The 1171-nt window shown below is 77.8% G+C and carries 1 protein-coding gene; it reads right to left on the bottom strand.

Features of this window, described 5'->3' with window-relative positions:
- Positions 1–1171 (bottom strand): protein kinase (locus ACFW2E_RS47385; protein WP_384478507.1); only part of this gene is annotated, 1171 nt, incomplete at both ends.

The raw sequence follows: 1171 nt of genomic DNA, 5'->3' as shown, positions 1-1171 counted from the left end.
GGCTGAGCCGGGCCGTGCCGTCCGGGAGCAGGACCACCCGGGACGCCTCCAGACCGCCGTGCGTGACGCCCGACTCGTGCAGGGCGGTGAGGGCCCGTGCGAGCTGGGCCCCGACCGACACCGTCAGCGGCGGCGGCAGCCGCCGGCCGTTGGACCGGAAGAGCGCGTTCAGGGAGATGCCGTCGAGGTGCTCCATGACGACGTACGGGACGCCGTCCTCGACGCCGCCGTCGAGGACGGTCACCACGTTCGGGTGAGCGAACTCCGTCAGGCGGCGCGCGTCCCTCAGGAACGCCCGGCGCGAGGCGGCGTCGGGGAGCGGATCGTGCAGCCGGACCGCCACGGTCCGGTTGGTCCCGGTGTCCTCGGCCACCCACATCCTCCCGGCCGGTGCGAGCCGCCGCACCGGCCGGTAACGGGCGCGCAGCCCGGGCGGGAAGGGCGAGGGGCCCGGTGGACGCGGCGGCGTGGACAGCTGCCGTGCGCTCTCCTGGCTGATCGCCGCGAACGATCCCCTCCCGTCGGCCCGTTCGGTGCCCTCCCGCGAGGGGATCAGCGCACGGAACTCGCCGGGCGAGCGCCCGGCCCGCTCGTCGATCAGACCGCCGGTCCGCAGCAGCAGGTCGTGGGTGCGGGCGCGCGCGGTGCGGGGCAGCCCCCGCAGGAGCAGCTCGCGTACGCCGGGGCGGAACTCGTAGGAGCCGGGCGGCCCCGGGACGGTGGTGAGCAGGCCGCTGAGGATGACCTCGGCCAGGTGGCTCGGGAGCGGGTCCGGTTCGACGGCGGCCTGCACCAGCCGCATCACCGGCAGGTCCGGGCGCCCGAGCGGGAGGAGGCCGGCCAGCCGGTAGGCCTGCGGGGACGCGCCCGCGCGAAAGCGCAGGACCAGTTCCTCGGCGGACAGCCGCGCGACGTCGGCGCGGTCGTCGGCGTCGGCGGGCAGGGGGCGGTGCAGTACGGCCGCCGCGCCCGGGTACCGGGCGCCGCCCGGACTCGCGACCAGCGACGCCCAGTTCGCCAGCCACTGAGGGCCCGGCTCCAGCACCGGCACGTGCACGGAGCCCCGGGGGGCCGGGGGCGCGGTGCCGTCGTACGGGGTGAAGTCGAGCGCGGCGCTGGGCGCGGCCCGGTGCGGGGCGGACAGCAGGCCGGGCACCGGCGGCAGCGCGGT

The organism is Streptomyces sp. NPDC058964 (assembly GCF_042741275.1).
Classification (GTDB): Bacteria; Actinomycetota; Actinomycetes; order Streptomycetales; family Streptomycetaceae; genus Streptomyces.
Note: the sequence above shows the minus strand (reverse complement) of the source record. Positions and strands in the feature narration are given on the sequence as shown.